Genomic DNA, 24,282 nt, shown 5'->3' with positions numbered 1-24,282 from the left:
TCGCCCCGGCGCCTTCGGCCGCCGCCCTTGCGGTGCGGGGCACGCGGGCTCTCGGGGGTGGTGGTCATCGGTGTCCCTTCCGCAGGCCGGTGGCCCGGCCGAGAGCAGGCAGTACGTGGGAGAGGGCCCCGGCGGCGAGCAGGGACAGCGCGGCGGCACCCGCGTGTTTCCACATCGCCGGCAGGTCCCGGGTGGTCACAACGGGTGCCGGCGGCAGTCCGTAGACCTCGGGTTCGTCCAGGAGCAGGAAGAAGGCGCCGTCACCGCCCACTCCGTCGTCAGGTTCGTGTCCGTACAGCCGCGCCCCGGGGACGCCGGCCTCCTGGAGTTGCTCCACGCGCAGAGCCGCACGTTCCCGCAGTTCGTCGAGAGGGCCGAACTGGATGGATTCGGTGGGGCACGCCTTGGCGCAGGCCGGTTCCTGCCCGGCACCGAGCCGGTCGTAACACATCGTGCACTTGAACGCCCTTCCGTCCTCGGGGCGTTGCTCGATCACACCGTACGGGCAGGCCGGGACGCAGTAGCCGCAGCCGTTGCAGATGTCCTCCTGCACGACGACGGTCCCGAACTCGGTACGGAAGAGCGAGCCCGTGGGGCAGACGTCGAGGCAGGCCGCGTGGGTGCAGTGCTTGCACACGTCGGAGGACATGAGCCACCGCATCCCGCCAGGCCCCTCGGCGGACCCGGCGGGCGCCGGGGCATCGGCCAGCGGCAGTCGGGTGCGGCCCTCCGGCTCGGGCGGGCCGGTGCTCACGCCTCCCTGCCGCGTGGCCGGGCTCACGGGCTTCTGCTGTTCGATGAAGGCGACGTGCCGCCAGGTGGATGCGCCGAGACCCTGGGTGTTGTCGTACGACATGCCGGTGAGCGAGAGGCCGTCCTCGGGGATCGCGTTCCACTCCTTGCAGGCCACCTCGCAGGCCTTGCAGCCGATGCACACCGAGGTGTCGGTGAAGAAGCCGACGCGGGGCGGGGCGTCCTCGTACCCGGCGTCGCCGGCGGGGTCGGCCTCGGGGCCGGACAGAAGCCCGCCGGTGAGGAACCGGCCCGCGCGTTCCGGACCGGCCTCCGGCTCGGGATCGGCCGTCATGTGCTCTCCTCCACTCCGGTGTGCTCCGTGATGCCCGCGCGGCTCCGGTACTCGGCCACGAGCGCGGGCAGCGCGGGGCCGCGTGGCCGGCGTCCCGGCCTGATGTCGGCCGTGAGCGCCTTGTCCTCCTGGATGTGCGCGTTGGGGTCCATCGAGATGGCCATCAGCTCGTTGGCCGCGTCTCCGGTCACGATGCCGTTGGGCCCCCAGTGGAAGGGCATCCCGATCTGGTGCACGGTGCGGCCGTGGACGGTCAGCGGCCGGAGCCGCTCGGTGACCAGGACACGGGCCTCAACGGCGTTGCGGGCAGTGATGACGGTGGCCCAGCCGCCGTGTTCAAGGCCGCGCTCGGCCGCGAGCTGGGGGGACAGTTCGCAGAAGAACTCCGGTTGCAGTTCGCTCAGATAGGGCGACCAGCGGCTCATGCCGCCCGCCGTGAAGTGCTCCGTCAGGCGGTGCGTCGTGACGATATACGGATAGACCTCGGCGCCCGGTTCGTTGCCGCTGGGGTGGTAGCGGTTGCCCTCGCGGGGCAGGGTCTTGCGGACCGGAGACCGGTCGACGTCCGGGTACAGAAGGTTGGGGAAGGGCGAGTCCTGCGGTTCGTAGTGCGCGGGCAGCGGGCCGTCCTCCAGCCCGGCGGGCACGTAGAGCCAGCCCTTGCCGTCGGCCTGCATGATGAACGGGTCGTCGCCGCGCAGCGCTTCGGGGCCGGTGGCGTCCTCGGGCGGGACATGGGCCGGATCCAGATCGGGGATGAAGTCGGGCACGTCGTGGCCGGTCCAGCGCCCGGAGCCGGCATCCCACCACACGTAGGCCTTGCGGGCGCTCCAGGGGCGTCCCTCGGGGTCGGCCGAAGCCCGGTTGTAGAGGATGCGGCGGTTGGCGGGCCAGGCCCAGGCCCACTCGCGTGCGGTCCAGCTCTGCTCGGTGTGCGGCTTGCGGCGGTCGGCCTGGTTGACGCCGTCGGCGTAGACCCCGCAGTAGATCCAGCAGCCGCACTTCGTGGAACCGTCGTCCCTGAGCTGCGTGTAGGCCGAAAGTGGGGCGCCGTCCGGCCCGTGGCCGTTGATCTCCGCGAGAACAGCGGCGGCGACGGGTTCGCGCAGCGGGCCCTCCACGGGGTACTCCCAGGCGAGGTCCTGGACGGGCCGGTCCCGTGGGTCGGTGGAGTCCTTGAGGAGTTCCTTGATGCGGCGTCCGAGGTGGTACATGAACCACAGGTCGCTGCGGGCCTCGCCCTCGGGCTCGACGGCGGCCCGGTGCCACTGGATCCACCTGTTGGTGTTGGTGAAGGAGCCGGATTTCTCGGTGTGCGCGGCGGCGGGGAAGAAGAAGACCTCGGTGCCGATGTCCTCGGTGCGCATCTCGCCCGTGGCGATCTCGGGGCCGTCCTTCCACCACGTCGCGGACTCGATCAGGGAGAAGTCACGGACCACGAGCCAGTCGAGCTGTGCCATCCCCATGCGCTGAAGGCGGGTGTTGGCGGAGCCCACGGCCGGGTTCTCCCCCATCAGGAAGTACCCCTTGCACTCGCCGTCGAGCTGGGCCATGACGGTCTCGTACGTGCTGTGCGAGCCGGTGAGACGAGGCAGGTGGTCGAAGCAGAAGTCGTTCTCGGCGGTGGCGGCATCGCCGTAGTACGCCTTGAGGAGGCTCACGAAGTAGGCGCGCATGTTGCCCCAGAAGCCCTTGTCGGTGCGGCTGGCGGTGATGAACGCGTCGAGGTTCTCGTGGGCGTGGGCATGCGGCATGGGCAGGTAACCGGGCAGCAGGTTGAAGAGGGTGGGGATGTCACTGGAGCCCTGGATGGAGGCGTGTCCGCGCAGGGCCTGGATACCGCCGCCGGGGCGGCCGATGTTGCCGAGCAGCAGTTGGAGCACGCAGGCAGCCCGGATGTACTGGGAGCCGACGGTGTGCTGGGTCCAGCCGACGGCGTAGCAGAAGGCGCTGGTGCGTTCGCGCCCGGAGTTGGCCGTGAGCGCGTCGCACACCTCGCGGAAGGCCGCCCGGGGGACGCCGCAGGTCTCCTCGACGATCTCGGGCGTGTAGCGCGCGTAGTGCCGTTTGAGGACCTGGTACACGCAGCGCGGGTGCTGGAGAGTGTCGTCGCGCCGCGGGCGGGCGGCGGTCTGTGCGCCGCCCGATCCGTGGGCCTCCGGGCCGCCGGCCTGGCGGACACGTTCCTCGTAGCGTTGGTCGGGGTCTCCCGCCGGGTTCTGTACTTCGGCGCCGTCGTACTGCCAGCTCGCCGGGTCGTAGGTGCCGGTCTCGGGGTCGAAGCCGGAGAAGACGCCTCCCAGGTCCTCGGTGTCGCGGAAGTCCTCACTCACGAGCGAAGCCGCATTGGTGTAGCGCAGGACGTACTCGCGGAAGTCCTTGCCCTCGGTCAGGACGTGGTTGATGAGCGCCCCGAGGAAGACGATGTCGCTGCCCGCCCGGATCGGGACGTGCAGATCGGCGAGGGCGCTCGTACGGGTGAAGCGGGGATCGACGTGAATGATCTTCGCCCCGCGCGCCTTGGCCTCCATGACCCACTGGAAGCCGACCGGGTGGGCTTCCGCGTAGTTGGAACCCTGGATCACGATGCAGTCGGAGTGCTGAAGGTCCTGCATGAAGGTCGTCGCGCCGCCACGTCCGAAAGAGGTACCGAGGCCGGCGACGGTCGAGCTGTGGCACACGCGGGCCTGGTTCTCGACCTGAACGACCCCCAGGCCGGTCATCAGTTTCTTGATGAGGTAGTTCTCCTCGTTGTCGAGGGTCGCTCCTCCGAGACTCGCCAGGCCCATGGTGCGGGACGTGCGCACACCGTCGCGCTCCCACTCCCATCCCTCGGCACGGGTACGGACCACCCGCTCGGCCACCATGTCCATGGCGGTCTCCAGGTCGAGCGGCTCCCAGTCGCTGCTGTGGGGCCGGCGGTGGAGGACCTGGTGAAGCCGCGCCTCGCCGGTAGTGAGCTGGAGGGTGGCGGACCCCTTGGGGCACAGCCTGCCTCGACTGACCGGAGAGTCCGGATCGCCCTCGATCTGCACGACCGTGTCGTCTTTGACGTAGACCTGCTGACCGCAGCCGACGGCACAGTACGGGCACACCGACCGCACGACACGGTCGGCGCCGTCGGTGCGCGGCCGGATCTCCTCCGTCTGCGCGGAGCGGGCAGCGTGCCCGCGTCCGAGCGGGTCGTTCCCGGTGAGCTGCCGGTAGACGGGCCACTCGGTGACCCAGGTCCGCAGGCCCATCTCGTCCACCTCCGCATAAGTGCCCTGCGTGCTCTCCCGGCCGGGGCTCCACCCCTCGGGACAGCCCGCTGCTCCCTCTCAGAGTCGCCCGGAGTGGCCACGACGGCGACCCGGGTGCCGTCCGGTGGCCGAGTACCCGCGCCTGGCTGCTGGGAAGGAGCTGCCCGGCCGAGCGGATGTCACGGTCCTGCCCGGACCGAAGCGCGAGCGTGGCTCGGGCCGTGACCGGCCTCCCGCCGCAACCTCGGCGTCCGCGTGGAGCCGCGAGTTCAAGGACCGACGAGGGCGTGGTGAATCGCGCCGAGGAAGTCGTCGAGGTCCTTCGGTGTCCGGGAGGTCACCAGCGTATAGCCGCCTTCGGGGTCGCTCACCACTGGTTCGTCCACCCAGGACTTTGCTCCCGCGTTGCGGATGTCGGTCCGCAGGGAGGGGTAGGAAGTGAGCGTCTTGTCCCGCAGGACTCCCGCCTCCACCAGAGCCCAGGGGCCATGGCAGATCGCCGCGATGGGGCGGCCGGAAGCGGCGAATGCCCTGACCATACCGATGGCCTTGTCATTCAGCCGGAGGTTGTCGGCGTTGATGGTGCCGCCGGGAATCAGCAGCAGCTGGTGGGCGAGAGGATCCACCGTCTCGAAGGTGGCATCGGGCTGTACGGTCTCACCGGCGTCCTTGTCGCCCACCAGGGTCTGGACGGGCTCCGCCGTGGCAGCCGCGACAGTGACATCCGCGCCGTCCTCACGCAGCCGTCTGAAGGGAACGAGCAGTTCGTCCTGCTCGACACCGTAATTGGTGACGAGTGCAAGAACACGGTGACCATTGAGCGGCTTGTCGGCCATGATGCGCCTTTCCAGGGTGTGGTTCCGTCGGCGGGATGGAGCGTTACGCCCTCTCGACGGTCCGAGGGCCGGGAGTCTTTCGCAACTGCTGTCATGGAACCGGCGAGTGCGGTGCCCGGGGCTTCCGTGCCCGGGTGAGCTCCGCACCCGGTGTGAGGGCGCCATTGGCCCGGGGCCCTCAGGACGTACTCGGGGGTCCCTCAGGACGGAGGGGCCCCCGGCGGTCGGAGTTTGCGGGTGTCGCGTGGCTCGACGTACGGCTCCTTACCGGCGGGGTGCCCTCCTTCGTAAGCCCGGGCCCGCTCGGATTCGGCGCTGTACTCCAGCCCCAGAAGCAGGGCGATATTGGAGATCCAGAGCCAGATGAGGAAGATGATGATCCCGGCGAAGGCACCGTACGTCTTGTTGTAGCTGCTGAAGTTCGCGACGTAGAGGGCGAAAAGAGCGGAGGCGACGATCCAGATGACGACGCTCAGCAGGCTGCCGCGGGTGATCCATGCGAAGCCGTGTCTGACGTTCGGTGCGGCCCAGTGCAGCACCGCGACGACCAGGGCGAACAGGATGACCATGACGGGCCATTTGGCATAGTTCCATACGGTCACCGCCGTATCGCCCAGGCCCAGAACGCTCCCCGTCCTGCGGGCCAGGCTGCCGGTGAACACGATGCCCACCGAGATCGCTGCCAGCACCACGACAATGAAGACCGTGATCGCGAACCGGACGGGCAGCGCCTTCCACGCGGGGCGCCCCTCACCGATGTCGTAGACGGTGTTACCGGCCCGCATGAAGGCGGCCACGTATCCCGACGCCGACCACAGTGCGACCACGACCCCGATGATCAGGGGGATCAGCGCCTTGTTGCCGCCGGCCTGCACCTGCGTGACGATGTCGGTCAGGATGGAGCGGACGGCGCCCGGCGCCACACTGGTGATGTTGTCGGTCAGCGACTTGGCAGTCGGCTTGCTCAGGAGCCCCACGATCGAAACCAGGGCGAGCAGCGCGGGAAAGATCGCCAGGATCGCGTAGTACGTGAGCGCCGCCGCCAGGTCGGCCAGGTTGTCGGCCTTGTACTCCTTGAGCGTGCGCTTCAAGATCCCGCGGGAGGACCCGGCCGGCAGGTCCGACGGCTTCTCGGGCGCCTTCCCCGCTCCGCCGGCTCCCGCGGTGGCTCCGCTGTGCTTCGGCTCGCGTTGGTCCATCGTTCGCCTCCTGGGCTGCCGTATGGGGCCGTATGCGTGCTTCGGGAACGTCGCCGCGCTACGTCGGACACACGATCGGACCGTGGGACGGCTCCTGCCTGCGGAGTAGGTACTTTTGGCCCATTTCGCCAGTATGGTGTGGCCGCCCCGACCCCGCAGCCCGGCCGGAGCGAGGTGAGGAGCGCGCGGCTCCGGTGTCGCACGGGAGTCATGCTCCGCGTCCCTCTCCGGAGGGCCGCTCTTCGTGCGACTCACGCCTGACACATGTCTGTGAGGCGTGACCTTCGGAGACGACCGTTCGATACTGAGTCCCCAGCTGCACGGCCCCCGGAGGGCCGACCGCCGTCGGGACTGACACCCCATCCGGAAAGTGGCATTTGGTCGGCATCCGCACCGCCGGACCCGCCAACCAGCGCCTGGAACCGCCAGGATCAACTACCGTCCGACGCGGTTCACCCCGCTGAAACGCAGGTCAGCACCCGAAGCGCCGGCCTCACCAGGAGGTACACATGCACATGCTCATCAATGTCCCGGAAACCGTGGTGGCGGACGCCCTGCGAGGCATGGCAGCCGCCCATCCGGAGCTCTCCGTCGATGTCGAGAACCGCGTGATCGTACGGAGCGACGCGCCCGTGGCCGGAAAGGTCGCCCTGGTCTCGGGCGGCGGCTCGGGGCACGAGCCGCTGCACGGCGGGTTCGTCGGGCGCGGGATGCTCTCCGCCGCCTGCCCCGGCGAGGTGTTCACGTCACCGGTGCCCGATCAGATGGTGCGGGCCGCGGCGGCCGTGGACAGCGGTGAAGGCGTGCTGTTCGTCGTGAAGAACTACACGGGCGACGTCCTCAACTTCGACATGGCGGCCGAGCTCGCGGAGGACGAAGGCGTGAGGGTCGCCAAGGTACTGGTCAACGATGACGTGGCGGTGAGCGACAGCACGTTCACCGCCGGGCGGCGCGGTACGGGGGCCACTCTCTTCGTGGAGAAGCTGGCGGGAGCCGCGGCCGACGAAGGCGCGCCGCTGGAGCGGGTGGAGGCCGTCGCCCGCCAGGTATGTGCGAGTGCCCGGTCCTTCGGGGTCGCCCTGAGCGCCTGCAGCACGCCCGCCAAGGGCGGTCCGACCTTCGATCTCCCGGCCGGCCAGCTGGAGTTGGGCGTCGGAATCCATGGCGAGCCGGGGCGCGAACGGCGCGCGATGATGACCTCGCGGGAGATCGCGGACTATGCGGTGAACGCCGTCCTGGAGGATCTGCGGCCGGACCGTCCGGTACTCGTGCTGGTGAACGGCGCCGGGGCGACTCCCCTGCTGGAGCTGTACGGCTTCAATGCCGAGGTGCAGCGCGTACTGGCCGAGCGTGGCGTGACCGTCGCCCGTACGCTCGTGGGGAACTATGTGACCTCGCTCGACATGGCAGGCTGCTCCGTGACGCTCTGCCAGGTGGACGAGGAGTTGCTGCGGTTGTGGGACGCGCCGGTGAAGACCGCCGCGCTGCGCTGGGGCTGCTGACCGTCCCGTGCACCGACTCACCAAGGAGGACCTGTGCTCGACGCCGAATTCTTCCGTCGCTGGATGGCCGGGACGGCCGCGGCCGTCGACAGGGAGGCGGACCGGCTGACCGAACTCGACTCGGCCATCGGCGACGCCGACCACGGCAGCAATCTGCGGCGCGGGTTCGCCGCCGTGCGGGACGTGCTGGAGAAGGAGGCTCCGCAGACTCCGGGCGCCGTCCTCACACTGGCCGGACGGCAGCTCATCTCCACGGTGGGCGGGGCTTCCGGACCGCTGTACGGGACGCTCCTGCGCCGCACCGGGAAGGCGCTCGGCGACTCCCCCTCCGTCGACCGGGAACAGTTGTCGGCCGCGCTGAAGGCCGGGACCGAGGCGGTGGGCCGGCTCGGCGGCGCCGCCGCGGGCGACAAGACGATGCTGGACGCGCTGCTGCCCGCCGCCGCCGCGCTCGGGGAATCCTTCGCGGCCGCGGCCGAGGCCGCGGATGCCGGTGCGCTCGCGACCGTACCGCTGCTGGCGCGCAAGGGCCGGGCGAGCTATCTCGGTGAGCGCAGCGTCGGCCACCAGGATCCGGGGGCGACGTCGTCGGCGCTGCTGTTCGGCGCCCTGGCAGAGGCGGCCGCGTGAGCGCGCTGGTGGGGATCGTCCTGGTGTCCCACAGCGCGCCGGTCGCGGCGGCCGTGGCCGAGCTGGCGACCGGGCTGGCGGGCGGGGCGACGACCGCGCCGGTCGCGGCCGCGGGCGGGACTCCTGACGGGGGCCTCGGTACCAGTTCGGAGCTGATCTCGTCGGCAGCCGCGGCGGTCGACCGGGGTGCGGGTGTGGCGGTCCTCGTCGACCTCGGCAGCGCGGTGCTGACCGTGAAGGCCCTGCTGGCCGAGGGTGACGAGCTCCCGGACAACACGAGACTGGTGGACGCCCCGTTCCTGGAAGGGTCGGTGGCGGCCATGGTCACCGCTTCGGCAGGCGGTGATCTGGACGCGGTGGAGGCCGCGGCCGTGGAGGCGTACGACTACCGGAAGGTGTGAGGGCGGCACTGGGTCCCTCCTCGGCTCCGGCACCCGGACTGGCTTCAACGCCCAGGAAAATGAAGGGCTTTGAGGTACGGGGAGAGGCTGTCTCCGGGCCGGAGGCCCGCACACACACCGGCCGGCGCCTCGCACCGAGGCGCCGGCCGGTGTGGTCGTGGTGGATCAGTTCTCGCTGCTGCGACGCTTGCGCGCGGCGAACATGATGCCGCCACCGGCGAGGATGACCACGGCAGCCGCGCCCGCGATGAGCGGCGTGGAGCTGGAGGAACCGGTCTCGGCCAGGTCGGACGGCGCGGTGGCGCTCGGCGACGGCACGGGGGCCGCGGCCGCGGGACTGCTGGGTGCGGAGCTCGGCGCCTTGCTCGGGGCGGGGGCCGCGGAGCTCGGAGCGTCCGTCGGGGTCGGCTTGGCGGACGGCGGCGGGGTGGACGGCGTGTCGCAGACAGGCGCCGTCTTCGTGTCGTCCTTCGAGAACTGGTCGCTGTCGCCGGCCTTCACGACCAGGTGCACGGTGAGCGGCTCCTTGTGCTCACCCAGCGGCAGCGTCTTGCTGATCGAGGAGCCGAACTTCTCGGTGGGAAGGATGTCCTTCCCGTCCACGCTGACGGTCACGGTGTTGGTGACGCCAGGGTTGTACGCCGTCAGGTCAAGGGTGACCTGGGAGCACGTAACGCCCCACGTCGGGGTGTGCGCCTGAGCCGGGACAGCACACAGACCGACGCCGACCACGCTCGCCGCCGCGGCTATGAAAGCCCCCCGGAGCCGCCACGATCCATTGGAAACGGTCACAAATTCCTCCACACTTGCTGCGCCGCCCGTTTGGCGGTGCGCGCGCAGGGTACCGCCCCCGCGCCACTTGTCACACAGGCGCCCCGCACTTCACTCCGGTAACCAACCATCGGGGATCACCGTCCAGTTGGCGCCCCGGGTTCCGGCCGCTGTCGCCCCGGTGAATTCCGGGCCCGGTCCGGACCGGCCGTCACTTCCTGCCGGTCCGCGGTCCTTTCGATTCCCGAACACACAACTCGGACACACATCCCTTTTCACTTCCATGCGTTCAGGCATGAATTCACCTGTGCACGGAGTGGTACATACCAAGACCTTGACAGCGGGTTGGTTCACTTCTTAAATCTCGAAGTGAAACGCGCGCCCCCCACCCCGGTCGCCGCAACTCCCGGGCGACCCCGTTGCGCATGTCTGTCATATCCATGTCAAACATGCCCGTTCAGTGCACCTGATCCGTGCACCGGAAGGGAGAACCATGGCCTCCACACGCCTGACCCGGCGCCTCCTCGTCGCCACCGCGTCCGCCCTGCTCCTCGCCCCGGTCGTCGCGTCCACCGCGAGTGCCGACAACCCCTCCCCCACCGGCCGTCCGGCGGCGAAGACGGCCGCCGGGGCCTTCTCCGACACCTTCGACGGGCCGGCGGGTTCCGCCGTCGACGGCAGCAAGTGGCAGACGGAGACCGGCGACAACGTGGACAACCACGAACGCGAGTACTACACCCCCGGCAGCGCCAATGCCGCGCTCGACGGCCAGGGCCATCTGGTCATCACGGCACGCAAGGAGAACCCGGGCAACTACCAGTGCTGGTACGGCTCGTGCGAGTACACATCGGCGCGGCTGAACACCTCGGGCAAGTTCTCGGCCGCGTACGGCCATGTCGAGGCCCGGATGAAGATCCCCAAGGGGCAGGGCATGTGGCCCGCCTTCTGGATGCTGGGCGACGACATCGGACAGGTCGGCTGGCCCAACTCCGGTGAGATCGACGTCATGGAGAACGTCGGCTTCGAACCGTCGACCGTCCACGGCACCATCCACGGCCCGGGCTACTCCGGTTCCGCGGGCATCGGGGCCCCCTACACGCTCCCGGGCGGCCAGGCGTTCTCCGACGACTTCCACACCTTCGCCGTCGACTGGGCGCCCGACTCCATCAAGTGGTCCGTGGACGGGACCGTCTACCAGACCCGCACGCCCGCCGATGTGGGCGGCAACCAGTGGGTGTTCAACAAGCCCTTCTTCCTGATCCTCAACCTGGCCGTCGGCGGATACTGGCCCGGCGACCCGGACGGCAGCACCGCGTTCCCGCAACAGCTGGTCGTCGACGACGTGCAGGTCACCACCAGCAACGCCGCACCCGTTTCCGGCCCGGCCCGGCACCACTGAGACACCGAAGCACCGGGACAGCGCAGTACTGGGACACCTCAGGACGGAGAAACCGCAGGGGCGGACCCGCGACCGCGCGGGTCCGCCCCGACCGGCTCGCCGTGCGACGCCGGGAACGCCCTTGTCCTCCTCAATTCGCCCCTGGCACAGGATCGTTCGCGCCCCCTGCGGACCGCCCCCGCTCGCACCAGGCGACGGCTTCCTCACGGGACGGGAACCTCATCCAGGGCGTCAGCCGGGCTCCGCCCGGCGCGCGCGGATCGACCACGACAGCCACCCGGTGTCCCTCCCCCTCAAGACGGGCCAGCGCGGAGGCCACGACCGACGCGCCCGAGGGTTCCACGCTGGTGACGTCGAGCAGGTCGAGCACCACCCAGCCGCCCGACTCCGGGACCACTTCGGACAGACCGTGCAGCAGCCGTTCGGCCGCGGTGAAGTCCAGGGCGCCCTGTGCGGCCACCAGTCCCGTCCGCGTCCCGTGGTCCGCCTCCGTGATGGTGGGGGCGGACAGCGTGGGGTGGCGCATCAAATGGAGACCGAACCGCTCGGACAGCTCACGCAGGGCCTCGATACCGCGTACCGGCGTGCCCGTGGCGTCGAGCGGCGGGCTGTGGACGGCGACTCCGAACCGGGCCGGGCTCACGGCGATCAGCCCGCCGGACACCCCGCTCTTCGCGGGCAGGCCCACCCGCAGCAGCCACGCGCCGGACGCGTCGTACATCCCGCACGACGCCATCACCGCGAGGACCTGGCAGGCGACGGTCTCGGACACCACCGTCTCGCCGCTCACCGGGTTGACACCCCCGTTGGCCAGGGTCGCCGCCATCACCGCGAGGTCTCCGGTCGTGACCCGTACCGCACACTGCCGGAAGTAGGTGTCCACGACCGAGGGCGGACCGGGCAGTGCTCCGAGGCTGCTCATCAGATACGCGAGGGCGCGGTTGCGGTCGCCGGTCTCCGCCTCCGACGCGTACACGGTCTCGTCGACGTCGAGACGGCGGCCGGCGAAGCGGCTCAGGCAGTCCAGGATGCGATCGAACCGCTCCCCGTCGGTGGCGCCGGGCACCAGGGCCGTCGTGGCGATGGCCCCCGCGTTGATCATCGCGTTGTCCGGCCGGCCCGTGTCCGGCTCCAGGCTGATCGCGCTGAACCCCTCGCCGCTCGGCTCCGTACCCACCCACCGGGTCACCTCGTCGAGCCCGAGCAGTGAGAGGACGAGCGCGTAGACGAACGGCTTCGACACCGACTGGATGGTGAAGGGAAGTTCCGCGTCGCCCGCCCGGTACCGGTGTCCGTACATGCTCACCAGCGAGAGCCCGAAGGAGTCCGGGTCCGCGAACGCCAGCTGCGGGATGTAGTCGGCCACCGCGCCGTCCCGCAGCGCGCCGAGCCGGTCGTGGAGCTCCGCCAGGGAATCCGTCACCACATCGAGTACGGGACTGTCCTTCGCCATTCGCCATGCTAATCACGGATACCGGCGGGCCGCGTCCGGATGCAGCCGTGCGACGGCTGGTGGATCGTGAAGGGGCACCAGTACCAGAAAGGGAGTCATGGAAACCAACGCTCTGACGCCTGCGGTCCTGCAGAGCCTGCGCAGGAAGCAGCCCCGTCCGGTGGTGTCCGTCAGTATGCCGACGCACCGGCGCGAGCCCGACAACGCCCAGGACGCGGTGCGGCTGCGCAATCTCGTGGCCGAAGCCGGCCGCCGGATCGACGGCTGCACCGACGACGGCGAACCGCTCTCGCGGGAGGTGCGGGCCGGGCTCAGGGCCCAGCTCGACCGGGCGCACGCGGAGGTCGATCTGCGGTACTCCCTGGACGGGCTGGTGATCTTCGCGAGTACGGACGAGTACCAGACCTGGGTGCTGCCCAGGGAGGTTCCGGAGCGCGTGGTGATCAGCGACAGCTATCTGACCAGGAACCTGGTCGCCGCACGGGCCCGGGCCACCCCCTACTGGGTGCTCGTCGTGGCCGCGACCCGTGCCACGCTCTGGCACGGGACCCAGGAGACGGTGCGCGAACACACGGGCAACAGCTTCCCCGTCACCCCCGACGAGCTCCAGACCGATGTGGAGCGCGAGGAGCGGATCGGCGACGTGGCCAGCACGTTCCAGGACGAGGAGACCCGGCGGTTCTTCCGTCACGTGGACAGCGCACTCGCCGCGGTCCTCGCAGCGACCCCCAGGCCGCTCCACGTGGTGGGTCTGGCACCCGCGCTGAGCCTGCTCGACGACGTGGGGACCGCCACCCGGCACGCGGCGGGCAAGGTCACCACCGGCGGACTGGTGAACGGTCCGGCGCCCGAACTGCACAAGGAGCTGGAGCCGAGCCTGCGTGAGTTCCGGGAGCGGACGGCTGAACGGACCGCGGACCGGCTCGACGCGGCGCGCGGCAGGCGGACCTTCGCAGCGGGCCTCGACGAGGTGTGGGAGTCGGTCCGGGAGCGCCGGGTCGCCCTGGTGGCGGTCGAGGAGAACTTCCAGCGGACCGTACGGGTGAAGGACGGCCACCTCGTCCCGGTCGATCCGGAGGAACCGGAGGCGCCCGGCCCGGACGGCGAGACCGTCCGTGAGGACATCGTCGACGAGCTGGTGGAGCTGGCCCTCGACACCGGGGCCGAGGTCGTCTTCGTCCAGGACGGCACGCTCGCCGACCACGACCGCATCGCGGCCGACCTGCGCTACTGACCCCGCGGCCGGCCGCTGTCGGCCGACGGCTCCCCGACGACGTGCACCGCGGCCTCCTCGGCGGAGGCCGCGCCGCCGTCGACGCCCACGTCCTCGGCGAGCATGTCCTTCTCGGCCTCCTCGTGCGCCCCTTCGTCCGGCGCGACCAGCCTGCCCGACCTGCCGTCGCCGACCTCGTCGTCGAGCGGCTCGCCGTCGCTGTCGGACGCGTCGCCGATGCCGTCGCCGCCCCGGGCGCGGAGCAGCGCCGGGTCGGGCAGCTCCTCGGCCAGGCGCTGGTCCAGCGTCTCGCCCGCCTCCTGCTCCTCCTGGGTGGTACCCGCGTGGTCGACGCCCAGCGGCCGTTCCGGCGGGGACCAGCCCTCGTCGTACGGATCGGACGCACGGCCGGTGAGTGTGTCCTCGCGGTCGAGAATGCCCGAGTCCTCGGTGACTTCGGTGCCGTCCGGCTGGTAGACGTCATCACCCCTGGCGTCGTCCGCTCCCATCGCCACGGTGTGCTCCTTCGTCCGTCCCTCGGTGCGTCCGTTCGTGCCTCCGGGCCGTTCGCCCGGCAGGACCGTTCGCCCTTCCAGCGTGCTCGCATATCCGTGCCACGACAACGCCAGAGGTCCCGGACGGCCCAGCGGGCAGGCGCAGCCCACCGGCGGCCCGCGGCCCGATGCGGCCCGTCGGCACCGCGCGGGATGTGTGGTACGGTGCGGTCAGCACTTGTGTACGCCCCTCGATGGGCGCCGGTGCCAGTTATCGCATCTACCGCATAGCGCGTTCTCCTGCTGCTGCGCCGTTCTTCTCATGATCGGCGATCCGGCTCACAAGCACCACCTCTCCCGGCCCGGGCTCTTCCGCCCGTCGCACGGGGCGTGACGACTCCGCCCCGCCGGGTCTCTCCTCCGCATGTCCGCGAGACGGCATGCCCGCGAAAGGATTCGTCATGACCACCACACTCGAACGCCCTCCTGTCCAGCAGGACCTGTCCGTCGCGTCCTCCGGTGTCCTCGATGTGACCGCCCGGGGACACGGCCTGCTGCGCACCCACACCGGGCCGGGCTCCCGCCCGTCGCCCGACGATGTCCAGGTGACCGCCGCCCAGATTCGTCAATTCGGCCTGCGTACGGGCGACTTCGTCGAAGGAACCTGCGCACGGCCGGGCGCCCCGGCCCGGGTCGACCGGGTCAACGGCCGCCCGCCCGAGGCCCTTCGGGGCCGCCGTCGCTTCCGCGACCTGACCCCGCTGCATCCCCGTGAGCGGCTGCGGCTGGAAACGCCGGGCGGCGCTGCGGCGACCCGTCTCATCGATCTGATCGCCCCGATCGGCAAGGGGCAGCGCGGCCTGATCGTCGCCCCGCCCAGGACCGGCAAGACCGTGCTGCTCCAGCAGCTCGCGGCCGCCGTCGCGACGAACCACCCGGAGTGCCATCTGATGGTGGTGCTGCTCGACGAACGCCCCGAGGAGGTCACCGACATGCGCCGCTCCGTACGGGGCGATGTCCTCGCGTCGACCTTCGACAGGCCGGCGAAGGAGCACATCGCACTCGCCGACCTGGCCGTGGAGCGCGCCAAGCGCCTTGTCGAACAGGGCGAGGACGTCGTCATCCTGCTCGACTCGCTGACCCGGCTCTGCCGGGCGCACAACAACGCGGCCGCCTCGGGCGGCCGGACTCTGTCCGGCGGTGTCGACGCCGCGGCGGTGCAGGGTCCCAAGCGGCTCTTCGGCGCCGCGCGCCTCGCCGAGGAGGGCGGATCGCTGACCATCCTCGCGACCGCCCTGGTCGACACCGGCTCCCGGGCCGACGACTACTTCTTCGAGGAGCTGAAGAGCACCGGCAACATGGAGCTCCGGCTGGACCGCGCACTGGCCGACAAGCGTGTCTTCCCTGCCGTCGACATCACCCCTTCGGGTACGCGCCGCGAAGAACTGCTGCTTGCCGAGAACGAGTTGGCCGCTGTACGGGGGCTGCGGCGGGCGCTCCGCTCCAGGGACGGGCAGACGACGCTCGAAGCGCTGCTGGACAAGATCCGGCACACCCCCGACAACGCCGCGTTCCTGCGCCAGATCCACCGCACGGTCCCGGGCGCCTGACCTCCAGGTGCCCGGGGTTCCCGCTGCGGAGCCTCAGCCCGCCAGGGCCGCGGAGACGACGGCCTTCGCCTCCTCCTGGACCTGGCCGAGATGACCGGCCCCAAGGAAGGACTCGGCGTAGATCTTGTAGACGTCCTCGGTGCCCGATGGCCGGGCCGCGAACCAGGCGTTCTCCGTGGTCACCTTGATGCCGCCGATGGGCGCGCCGTTGCCCGGTGCCTCGGTGAGCACCGCCGTGACCCGCTCCCCCGCCAGGGTGTCCGCGGTGATCTGCTCGGGCGAGAGCCTGGCGAGCACCGCCTTCTCCGTCCGGTCGGCCGGGGCGTCGATCCGGGCGTAGGCGGGAGCGCCGAACCGCTCGGTGAGCGCCGTGTAGTGCTCGGACGGCGTCTTCCCGGTGACCGCGAGGATCTCGGAGGCGAGCAGGGCCAGGATGATGCCGTCCTTGTCGGTGGTCCACACCGACCCGTCACGGCGCAGGAACGAGGCGCCCGCGGACTCCTCGCCGCCGAAGCCCAGCGAACCGTCCACCAGACCGTCCACGAACCACTTGAAGCCGACCGGTACCTCGACCAGTTCGCGGCCGAGATCGGCCGCCACCCGGTCGATCATCCCCGATGAGACCAGTGTCTTGCCGATGCCCGCACCCGCCGGCCACTGTTCCCGGTGCGTGAACAGGTACGAGATCGCGGCGGCCAGATAGTGGTTGGGGTTCATCAGCCCGGCGTCCGGGGTGACGATGCCGTGCCGGTCGGCGTCCGCGTCGTTGCCGGTCGCGATCCGGTACGCGTCGCGCCGCTCGATCAGCGACGCCATCGCGTACGGCGACGAGCAGTCCATCCGGATCTTCCCGTCCCAGTCCAGGGTCATGAACCGCCAGGTCGGGTCGGCGAGCGGATTGACGACGGTCAGGTCGATCCGGTGCTGTTCGGCGATCCGGCCCCAGTACGCGACGGATGCGCCGCCCAGCGGGTCGGCGCCGATGCGCAGTCCGGCGGCGCGTACGGCGTCCAGATCGAGGACGGCGGGCAGGTCGCTCACGTACGTACCCAGGAAGTCGTGGCGCCCGGTGGTGGAGGCCGACAGCGCGCGGGTGTACGGCACCCGGTGTACGTCCTTGAGACCGGCGGCGATGATCTCGTTGGCGCGGTCCTGGATCCAGCCGGTGGCGTCCGACCCGGCCGGGCCACCGCTCGGCGGGTTGTACTTGAACCCGCCGTCGGCGGGCGGGTTGTGCGAGGGGGTGACCACCACGCCGTCGGCGAGTCCCGAGGTCCGGCCGCGGTTGTACGTGAGGATGGCGTGCGAGACGGCCGGGGTCGGGGTGTAGCCGTCGGCCGAGTCGATGAGCAGGGTCACCTCGTTGGCCGCGAAGACCTCGATGGCGGTCACCCTGGCCGGCTCGGAGAGCGCGTGGGTGTCGGCGCCGAGGAAGAGCGGGCCGTCGGTCCCCTGCCGGGCACGGTACTCGCAGATCGCCTGGCTGGTGGCGGCGATGTGGTCCTCGTTGAACGCGGTGGCGAAGGACGACCCGCGGTGTCCGGAGGTGCCGAACGCCACGCGCTGGGCTGGCTCTTCGGGGTCCGGGTGCAACGCGTAGTACGAGGTCACCAGCCGGGCGACATCGGTCAGGTCCTCCGGTCGCGCCGGCTGCCCCGCTCGTTCGTGCGCCATCTGCCCACTCCTCCGCATCGGTCGTCACACCCAGTTTGTCAGCTCATCCTCCCGGGTCCGCGGCCTGTTCGGCGGATGCCCCGCCGGACAGTGGGCCCGGCCGGCGGCAGAGACGGGATCCCGTACCTTAGTCACCGGCCGGACCGGGACAGCTCGGCTCATGGAGCGGGATACTCACGGTCATCGACGACGCAGCGCCCGTAACGATGTCCCGGCCCCGCAGGTGATGGCGGCCCAGGCGGGCAGGACGTCGCTCATTCGTCCTCCCCGGGGGCTGGATCGAGGTGGGCGCGTTCACCCGGCTTCCGCCGGATGAACGCGTCCACCTCCCGGGCGGGTTGGTCAGCTCAGCTCAGCTCAGCGAGAAGTCGTCGCCGTAGACCGTGCCCTGTCCGTACCAGCCGTGCAGATAGACCGTGGCCGCGCCCGAGGCGTCCGTGGTGAACGGGACCGTCAGTTTGGACCAGCCGCTCGCGCTGGTCCAGGCGCTGCCGGTCGCCCCTCCGCGTACGCCCAGGTAGGCGTAGTCGCCCTGCACCCAACCGCTCAGCGTGTACTTGGTGTTGGGCGCCAGCTTGACCGTCTCGGCGCACTCGCCGAGCTGCGACGCGGTCGGGGCCGCCTTCAGCGCGTGCGTTCCGCCGTGCGCCGGGGTGGCGACGACCGAGCCACCGCTCTCGCAGGTCCAGGGCGCCAGGGAGCCGCTCTCGAAGTCACCGTTCACGAGCGAGCCGCCTCCGCCGCCCGGTCCTGACACCGTCAGCGTGAAGGTGCTGGAGTGGCTGACCTTGCCGGCCGTACCGGTGACCGTGATCGGATACGTGCCGGGTGCGGCCGAGGCCGAGGCACTGACCGTGAGCTTCGCCGTGCCGCCCGCGGTGACCGTCGCGGGGCTGAGGGACGCCGTCACTCCGGCCGGTGCGCCGGTGGCCTTCAGCGCGACGCTCTGGGCGGAGCCGGAGGTGACCGCCGTGCTCACCGTCGCGGTGGCCGACCCGCCGGGTGTCACGGACGCCGCTCCCGGCGTGGCACCGATCGAGAAGTCGTCGCCCACCGGCACGCTGCCGCCGCCGGTGAAGGGGGCGAAGGTGTGGCTGAAGTACCACGTGTCCTGGGCGATCCCGGAGCAGGTGTCCGAGCCGCCGGTCCCCGGGCAGCCGCCGTTGTCGCGCTGCAGCGCCCAGAAGGAGAGGGTGCTGAGCCCCTTGGCGGTGGCCCAGTCGTAGACCGCGGTGGCGTCGGCCGTGGTGAAGGTCTCGGCGGCCCCGAAGTCGTCGATGCCCGGCATCTCGATGACGCCGATCATCCCCCAGAGCTGCGCCTCGGTCTTCGACGGGTAGAGCGCGGCGAGCTGCTTCTCCAGGCCACCGGTCGCGGTCTGGGTGTCGTTCGCCATGTTGTGGGTGGCGTTGTCGTAGTAGTCGAAGGTCATGAGGTTGACGACGTCGACCTTGGCACCGTAGGTGTTCGCGCTCTTCAGCACCGCGAGCCCGCTGCTCGCGAGACCGCTCGTGGTGGTGGGGAGCGTGTAGGAGAACTGCACCGAGCGGCCGTTGGCCGCCGCCCAGTCCTGCACCTTCTTGATGGCCTGGTTGCGGCGGTCGATGCCCGCCTTGTTGGTCAGCGAGTTGTCCTCGATGTCCATGTCGAGACGCGAGACGTCGTAGGTCGTGATGACCTTCTCGTACGCCGCGGCGATGGAGTCCACATCGGTGCAGCTGTCCGCGATCTCGGTGCTGCCGTTGTCCGCCGCGTACCCGCCGAACGACGGGATCACGTCGCCGCCGCGCGAGCGCATCGTCGTGATGTCCGCTCCGTACACGGAGGAGGACACCGGCTGGCCCGTGTCGCCGTTCCAGTAGGGCGTGCAGGAACCCTTCGCTTCGGACTGGAGGAAGGCCATGGTCAGGTACTTGGCGCCGGACTGCTGCGAGAGGTCCGCGAGGCTGTCGCCGTTGTACGCCTCGAAGTACGGGGCGAAGACGTGCGCGGGCAGGGGCGTCGCGGCCGCGTGCGCCGCGCCGCCTCCGACCAGGACCATCCCGGCGGAGGCCGCGGCGGTCACCAGAGTGGTCAGCAGGGCGCGGACGGATCTCTTACGTCTCATGGGGGCTCCCAGTGGGTGAGACAACAGGCGGATCGAGCCCCATGATTGGTCTGGACCAACAAGGCGTCAAGGGTCCAGACCAGTTCGTTCCCGAGTGTTTGCCTTGCACTCCCCCTGCCGGGCAACCGAATTGACGGCCCATCAGGTCACCACGGCGCCCCGCTCACCTCCGCCGCGCCACGACAAGGCGCCAGTGCGGGCTGCCGTCCGGGCGGCGTCCGAACTCCTCCAGCGGCAGCAGCTCCACCGAGAATCCGGCCCGGGTCAGATCGTCCCGCACAGCGCCCAGCGGGAACGTCCGGTAGTACATGACGAACTGCGGCCGCCACACCAGGTTCCGCACCCGCATCACCGAGTCGAAGCCGAGCAGCGTCCAGTACAGCGGATCACGGAAGGACTGCGGCGCCCCGATGGGGAACGCGAAGACCCCGCCGGGGCGCAGCGCCCGGTGGACCCCGGCGAACAGGCCTGGACGCTCAGCGGGCAGGAAATGGCCGAAAGCGCCGAAACTCACCGCCAGATCGAACGCGCTCCGGAACGGCAGGTCCCGGGCATCGGCGCGCACCCACTCGGCCGCCGGTGACCCCGCGCCGGCCGTCTCCGCCCGGCGGGCGGCCGCCAGCATCCCGGCGCTGAAGTCCACCCCGGTGACACGCTCCGTGCAGAGGGAGCGCAGCACCGGGGCGCCCGCTCCCGTCCCGCAGCAGACATCGAGTCCCGCACCGAACGGGCCGAGTGGGCGAAGCGCGCCGCCGACCGCGTCCAGGACGCGGTCGGGCGTACGGAACGGGGTCTGGTCGAATTTCGGCGCCAGCAGGTCGTAGCCCTGCTCGATCGAGGAGAGCGCCTGCACGGTCAGCTCCCGGAGAGTCGGCCCCTGCGGGGCGAACGGCCGGCGCACGCCCGTGAGCACGGCCGCGGCGCGGGAGGAGAACGTCGGGGCGCCGCGTTCCGCGGGCTCGTCGGCGAGTGAGGACATGGGCCGTGCCACCTTTCAGAGGCATCAGGTTACGTGGACGGCGACCCGGAGTATCCGGCCCGCTCTCCTTGCGGGCGCCGGGTGCGGGTGGTTCAGTGACAGGGAAGATATGAATCGGGGTTCAGACCATGGCGTACCGACCGACGGCCCGTACGGAGGCGACCCGTACCGCCCATCGCGAACGGCTGCTCGAAGCCGCCCGGAGCCTGCTGGCCGAAGGGGGTTACGCGGCGTCGGGTGTCGCCGCACTCGCGGCGCGGGCCGGTGTCTCCACCGGCAGCGTGTACAACCACTTCGCCTCCAAGCAGGAGCTGATGGCGGCGGTCTTCCGGCACACCGCCGGTCATGAACTCGCCGCCGTACGCGATGCGGTGCGGGCCGAGGACGACACCACGGCCCGGCTCGGCGCCCTGGTCGAGGTGTTCTCGTACCGTGCGCTGAAGTCGCCGCGTACCGCCTGGGCGCTGCTCGCCGAGCGGGTGGATCCACTGGTGGAGGCGGAGCGCCGCACCTATCGCAGCGGTTATCACGGGCTGGCCGAGGAGATCATCGCGGCCGGGGTCGCGGCGGGCGAACTGCCGGCGCAGGACCCCGGCCTCTCCGCCGCCGCAGTCATCGGCGCGATCAGTGAAGCCCTGCTCGGACCGCTCTCACCGGTCGGCGAAGAGCACCGCCCCGGGCCCGTGGTCGCCGCCATCAGCGCCCTCTGCCTCCGGGCTGTCGGCGCCCGCCGGCCCTGAGCCACTCCCGCCCGGCCCCGCCCGCACCACAGCCCGTCCCACCGACAGCAGACAGGATTCAGCCATGACGGAGCACCCGCCCCCCGCCGCCGGTCTCCCCGGGCCGCGGCTCACCCATGAGGTCGCCAACCAGGTGCCACCCCGCGTCGGCATCGACGAGTACGCGGCCAACACCCCGCTGATGGCGGCCGTCCGGGAGTTCGGCGCGGCCCGCCACGCACCCGGATTGCACGGGATCGGCGCTCTCGTCGGCTCCGGTGAATTCCAGGGCTGGGCCGAACTGGCCCACACCAGCCCGCCCGTGCTGCGGACCCACGACCGCTACGGCAACCGGGTCGACGAGATCGACTTCCACCCCGCGTACCACGAGGTGATCGGCGCCTCCGTGCGGCACGGCACCCATACGGCGGCCTGGGCGGACCCCAAGCCCGGCGCGGTGGTGGCCCGGGCGGCCTCCTTCATGCTGTTCGCCCAGATCGAGCCGGGCCACGCCTGCCCGATGTCCATGTCGCACGCCGTGGTCCCGGTGCTCCAGCGCGACCCGGAGGTCGGCCGCGACTGGCTGCCCGGTCTGTTCAGCCGCACCTACGACCCACGGCTGATCGCGCCGGGCCGCAAGGCGGGGCTCACCTTCGGCATGGGGATGACGGAGAAGCAGGGCGGCTCCGACGTACGGTCCAACACCACCCGGGCGGTCCCGCTGCCCTCGGACCCGGACGGCCGGGCCCATCTGCTCACCGGCCACAAGTGGTTCTTCTCCGCCCCGCAGTCGGACGCGTTCCTGGTCCTGGCACAGGCCGGGGCCGGGCTCACCTGCTTCCTCGTCCCCCGGGTGCTGCCGGACGGCACCCGCAACTCCGTCCGTGTACAACGCCTCAAGAACAAGCTGGGCAACAAGTCCAACGCCTCGTCCGAGGTCGAGTTCGACGGCACCTGGGCGCAGCGGGTCGGTGAGCCGGGCCGCGGCGTGCCGACCATCATCGAGATGGTGAACCACACCCGGCTGGACTGTGTGCTGGGTTCCACGGCCGGTATGCGGCAGTCGCTGTCGGAAGCGGTGTGGCACGCCACGTACCGGAGCGCGTTCGGCGCCCGGCTGGTGGACCAGCCGGCGATGACCGCCGTCCTCGCCGACCTGGCGCTGGAGACGGAGGCCGCCACCTGGACCTCGCTGCGGCTGGCCGCGTCGTACGAGGAGGGAAGCGGCGAGTCCGAGGTGGCGTTCCGGCGGCTGGCCACGGCGGTGTCCAAGTACTGGATCTGCAAGCGCGGTCCGCACCACGCCTATGAGGCGCTGGAGTGCCTGGGCGGCAACGGCTACACCGAGGACTGGCCGCTGGCGCGGCGCTACCGCGAACAGCCCGTCATGGCCGTGTGGGAGGGGTCGGGCAACGTGATCGCGCTCGACGTCCTGCGCGGGATCGCCAGAACACCCCGCTCCCTCGACGTCTTCTGGGCCGAGCTGGCAGGGACTTCCGGCGCGCATCCGGTCCTCGACGCGCACATCGGGCGGCTGCGCCGGAACCTGACCGAGGACCTGCGTGACCCCGTCGCCGCGCAGACCCGCGCGCGGGCCACCGTCGAGGGGATGGCGCTGGCGCTCCAGTCGTCGCTGATGCTGCGGTACGCACCGGACGCGTCGGCCGAGGCCTTCATCGGTGCCCGGCTCGGCGAGGACCGCGGACACCAGTACGGCACCTTGCCGCGCGGCACGGACGCCGCCTCGATCGTGGCGCGGCACTCCGGCGCGGACGCCGTACCCCCGGCCTGACACCGCGCGGCGCGCCGGACGGCACCGGTCACCGCCGTCGGCGGTCGCCCGGACGGTCGGGTCTGCCACTCTCTCGCAGCGTAGTTGACGTAGTGTCAGCTGAGCTGACCGTCCAGCAGCCGTTGTCCGCTGCGCACCGGTGCGGTGGACTCCCGCACCACGAGACGCGGACGGATGAGCAGGGACCGTCCGGCCGCGGGCGCCGCGTCGATGCAGGCCCGCAGCTGCTGGAAGGTCTCGGCAGCCATCTCCGGCAGCGGCTGGCGGACGGTGGTCAGCGGCGGCTCGAAGAGGTCGGCGAGCAGGATGTCGTCGAAGCCGACCACCGAGATGTCCTGCCCCGCGCTGTGGCCCGCGTCCTTGGCGCCCCGGCAGATCCCGATCGCGCACATGTCGTTGATGGCGACGAACGCGGTGGGCGGGCGGTCCCCGGTCAGCAGTTCCCGTGCGGCGTTCCGGCCCAGCTCGGCGGCGTCCTTGTCACCGAACTCCGTGGTCACCGCGCCCGGCCAGACCACCGCGTCCCGGGGGTCGAGCCCCGCCGCCTCCAGCGCGGCGTGGAAGCCGCGCAGCCGCTCACGGCGGTTGACGCTGTGCACGGAGCCGGAGACGAACGCCAGCCTGCGGTGGCCGAGTTCGATCAGATGACGGGTGGCCAGCTCGGCGCCCATCGCGTTGTCCACGCTGATGCTGGCCAGCGAGGGCGGGTCGCCCGCCTGCGCGGTCCGGTCGAAGGCGACCATCTTCAGTCCGCGGCTGAGCAGTGGCGTCACATGGTCGAGCGTGGGCAGTGAGGAGCAGAGGACGACCCCGCTCACTCCGTCGGCCAGTAGTTCCTCGCCGTACTTCAGCTCGCGGGCCGGGTCGCGCTCGCTGTTGCAGAGCAGGACGTGGTAGCCGTCGGCGAGCGCGATGGCCTCCAGCTCCCGGGCCAGCGCCCCCCAGAAAGGGTTGGCCACGGACGGCACGATGAGACCGATGACCTTGATCCGGCCGGTGCGCAGCATCCGGGCCGCCCGGTTGGGCCGGTAGCTGAGCTGCTCGATCGCCTGCTCGACGCGGGCGAGTGTGGCGGCCTGCATCCGGTCCGTACGCCCATTGAGGACGTTGGAGACCGTACTTGCGGAGACCCCCGCGGCCTCCGCGACCTGATGGATCGTTACCTGGCTCATGC

Annotated in this window: 18 protein-coding genes and 1 pseudogene; 8 read left to right on the top strand and 11 right to left on the bottom strand. The window is 70.9% G+C overall.

Annotated features, from left to right (window positions below; all coding sequences use genetic code 11):
• Nucleotides 1–64: 64 nt before the first annotated feature.
• From OG285_RS34300 to OG285_RS34285, 4 genes are all read right to left on the bottom strand, one after another.
• The gene (locus OG285_RS34300) at nucleotides 65–1,087 is read right to left on the bottom strand and encodes a 4Fe-4S dicluster domain-containing protein (RefSeq protein WP_371793262.1); all 1,023 of its coding nucleotides are present in this window, start codon (nucleotides 1,085–1,087) and stop codon (nucleotides 65–67) included.
• A complete protein-coding gene (gene fdh, locus OG285_RS34295) occupies nucleotides 1,084–4,329 on the bottom strand; it encodes a formate dehydrogenase (protein WP_371793675.1) in 3,246 nt (1,081 codons plus the stop codon). Before fdh ends, OG285_RS34300 begins: the two co-directional genes overlap by 4 nt.
• Nucleotides 4,330–4,598: 269 nt before the next feature.
• Nucleotides 4,599–5,165, bottom strand: coding sequence for a DJ-1/PfpI/YhbO family deglycase/protease (locus OG285_RS34290; RefSeq protein WP_356831899.1), 567 nt, complete (start codon nucleotides 5,163–5,165; stop codon nucleotides 4,599–4,601).
• Between the two features lie 200 nt (nucleotides 5,166–5,365).
• Nucleotides 5,366–6,364, bottom strand: a complete 999-nt coding sequence (locus OG285_RS34285) for a YihY/virulence factor BrkB family protein (RefSeq protein ID WP_371793261.1) — start codon at nucleotides 6,362–6,364, stop codon at nucleotides 5,366–5,368.
• A gap of 509 nt (nucleotides 6,365–6,873) precedes the next feature.
• Between OG285_RS34285 and dhaK the strand changes: the two genes are divergently transcribed.
• Genes dhaK through OG285_RS34270 form a run of 3 tightly spaced genes read left to right on the top strand, consistent with a single transcriptional unit; the run spans nucleotide 6,874 to nucleotide 8,897 of the window.
• Nucleotides 6,874–7,866: a dihydroxyacetone kinase subunit DhaK gene (gene dhaK / locus OG285_RS34280; protein ID WP_371793260.1), complete on the top strand. Its 993-nt coding sequence runs from the start codon at nucleotides 6,874–6,876 to the stop codon at nucleotides 7,864–7,866.
• A 33-nt stretch (nucleotides 7,867–7,899) separates the two neighbouring features.
• The gene (dhaL, locus tag OG285_RS34275; protein ID WP_356831893.1) at nucleotides 7,900–8,496 is read left to right on the top strand and encodes a dihydroxyacetone kinase subunit DhaL; all 597 of its coding nucleotides are present in this window, start codon (nucleotides 7,900–7,902) and stop codon (nucleotides 8,494–8,496) included.
• The gene (locus OG285_RS34270; RefSeq protein WP_371793259.1) at nucleotides 8,493–8,897 is read left to right on the top strand and encodes a PTS-dependent dihydroxyacetone kinase phosphotransferase subunit DhaM; all 405 of its coding nucleotides are present in this window, start codon (nucleotides 8,493–8,495) and stop codon (nucleotides 8,895–8,897) included. The genes dhaL and OG285_RS34270 overlap by 4 nt, the downstream gene beginning before the upstream one ends.
• Before the next feature lie 165 nt (nucleotides 8,898–9,062).
• On the opposite strand, the gene OG285_RS34265 is transcribed toward OG285_RS34270, so the two are convergent.
• Complete coding sequence (locus tag OG285_RS34265) at nucleotides 9,063–9,689, bottom strand: LAETG motif-containing sortase-dependent surface protein (protein ID WP_371793258.1); 627 nt, start codon at nucleotides 9,687–9,689, stop codon at nucleotides 9,063–9,065.
• A 472-nt stretch (nucleotides 9,690–10,161) separates the two neighbouring features.
• Here OG285_RS34265 and OG285_RS34260 point away from each other — a divergent pair.
• Nucleotides 10,162–11,031, top strand: a pseudogene (locus OG285_RS34260) (family 16 glycosylhydrolase); the annotation flags it as partial.
• Between the two features lie 166 nt (nucleotides 11,032–11,197).
• Here the strand turns inward: OG285_RS34260 and glsA are convergent.
• On the bottom strand, nucleotides 11,198–12,520 hold the full coding sequence (gene glsA, locus OG285_RS34255; protein WP_356831887.1) for a glutaminase A: 1,323 nt from the start codon (nucleotides 12,518–12,520) through the stop codon (nucleotides 11,198–11,200).
• A 97-nt stretch (nucleotides 12,521–12,617) separates the two neighbouring features.
• Here glsA and OG285_RS34250 point away from each other — a divergent pair, with 97 nt between their 5' ends.
• Nucleotides 12,618–13,754 (top strand): chemotaxis protein, encoded by a 1,137-nt coding sequence (locus OG285_RS34250; protein ID WP_371793257.1) that lies wholly within the window; start codon nucleotides 12,618–12,620, stop codon nucleotides 13,752–13,754.
• Here OG285_RS34250 and OG285_RS34245 read toward each other — a convergent pair.
• The gene (locus tag OG285_RS34245; RefSeq protein WP_371793674.1) at nucleotides 13,748–14,242 is read right to left on the bottom strand and encodes a DUF5709 domain-containing protein; all 495 of its coding nucleotides are present in this window, start codon (nucleotides 14,240–14,242) and stop codon (nucleotides 13,748–13,750) included. The two genes, OG285_RS34250 and OG285_RS34245, sit on opposite strands and share 7 nt — an antisense overlap.
• A 446-nt stretch (nucleotides 14,243–14,688) precedes the next feature.
• On the opposite strand from OG285_RS34245, the gene rho reads away from it, so the two are divergent.
• Nucleotides 14,689–15,837, top strand: coding sequence for a transcription termination factor Rho (gene rho, locus OG285_RS34240; RefSeq protein ID WP_371793256.1), 1,149 nt, complete (start codon nucleotides 14,689–14,691; stop codon nucleotides 15,835–15,837).
• Between the two features lie 33 nt (nucleotides 15,838–15,870).
• On the opposite strand, the gene pgm is transcribed toward rho, so the two are convergent.
• From pgm to OG285_RS34225, 3 genes are all read right to left on the bottom strand, one after another.
• Nucleotides 15,871–17,511, bottom strand: coding sequence for a phosphoglucomutase (alpha-D-glucose-1,6-bisphosphate-dependent) (gene pgm, locus OG285_RS34235; protein ID WP_371793255.1), 1,641 nt, complete (start codon nucleotides 17,509–17,511; stop codon nucleotides 15,871–15,873).
• A gap of 352 nt (nucleotides 17,512–17,863) precedes the next feature.
• Nucleotides 17,864–19,618, bottom strand: a complete 1,755-nt coding sequence (locus OG285_RS34230; RefSeq protein ID WP_356831879.1) for a glycosyl hydrolase family 18 protein — start codon at nucleotides 19,616–19,618, stop codon at nucleotides 17,864–17,866.
• Nucleotides 19,619–19,781: 163 nt separating this feature from the next.
• Nucleotides 19,782–20,597 carry a class I SAM-dependent methyltransferase gene (locus OG285_RS34225; protein WP_371793254.1) on the bottom strand — a complete coding sequence of 272 codons (816 nt, stop codon included), beginning with the start codon at nucleotides 20,595–20,597 and terminating at the stop codon, nucleotides 19,782–19,784.
• Between the two features lie 128 nt (nucleotides 20,598–20,725).
• Here OG285_RS34225 and OG285_RS34220 point away from each other — a divergent pair, with 128 nt between their 5' ends.
• Together OG285_RS34220 and OG285_RS34215 are read left to right on the top strand one after the other, a co-directional pair.
• Entirely contained in the window at nucleotides 20,726–21,337 is a 612-nt protein-coding gene (locus tag OG285_RS34220; RefSeq protein ID WP_356831875.1) for a TetR/AcrR family transcriptional regulator, read from the top strand.
• A gap of 64 nt (nucleotides 21,338–21,401) precedes the next feature.
• Nucleotides 21,402–23,108: an acyl-CoA dehydrogenase family protein gene (locus OG285_RS34215; RefSeq protein ID WP_356831873.1), complete on the top strand. Its 1,707-nt coding sequence runs from the start codon at nucleotides 21,402–21,404 to the stop codon at nucleotides 23,106–23,108.
• 95 nt (nucleotides 23,109–23,203) lie between these two features.
• On the opposite strand, the gene OG285_RS34210 is transcribed toward OG285_RS34215, so the two are convergent.
• Nucleotides 23,204–24,280 carry a LacI family DNA-binding transcriptional regulator gene (locus OG285_RS34210; RefSeq protein ID WP_356831871.1) on the bottom strand — a complete coding sequence of 359 codons (1,077 nt, stop codon included), beginning with the start codon at nucleotides 24,278–24,280 and terminating at the stop codon, nucleotides 23,204–23,206.
• Nucleotides 24,281–24,282 lie beyond the last annotated feature (2 nt).

Source organism: Streptomyces sp. NBC_01471, from assembly GCF_041438865.1.
In the GTDB taxonomy this organism is placed as follows: Bacteria; Actinomycetota; Actinomycetes; order Streptomycetales; family Streptomycetaceae; genus Streptomyces.
Note: the sequence above shows the minus strand (reverse complement) of the source record. Positions and strands in the feature narration are given on the sequence as shown.